The 446-nt window shown below is 36.8% G+C and carries 1 pseudogene; it reads left to right on the top strand.

Annotated features, from left to right (window positions below):
* Positions 1–446: pseudogene (locus CCO88_RS10530) on the top strand (mobilization protein); the annotation flags it as partial.

The raw sequence follows: 446 nt of genomic DNA, 5'->3' as shown, positions 1-446 counted from the left end.
TATCACGAGTTTATATACGAAATCGGCGAAAATACTACAATGGAGCAATGCCAAGAGCTTACGCAAAAAATTGCAGAGCTTACAGGATTTACACCTTTGCAAGTTGTAATCCATAGAGATGAAGTAAGTGAGAATGCTAAAGGGGAAAAACAAACCCATTATCACGCCCACGCAGTATTTTTTACACTCGATAACAATGGCTTACAACTTGCCAGGCGTGAAGCAAGTTTGAATAAAGCCAATCTTAGCAAAATACAAACCCTAACCGCACAAAGTTTAAAAATGGAGCGTGGAGCTAATCGCTACGAGAATAACGAAAAGCAACCCCAATACATACAAGATTATAAAACTTACGCTCAATTTAAAGAACAAGAAAAAGCATTGCTTCAAAGAATACAAGAACAAGAGCATAAATTAACGCAAATGGCCCTAGAATTGAAAAAAAA

The sequence above is a fragment of the Campylobacter coli LMG 9860 genome (assembly GCF_000254135.1).
GTDB lineage: Bacteria > Campylobacterota > Campylobacteria > Campylobacterales > Campylobacteraceae > Campylobacter_D > Campylobacter_D coli.
The sequence above is the reverse complement of the archived record's forward strand: the minus strand, read 5'-3'. Positions and strand labels throughout refer to the sequence as shown.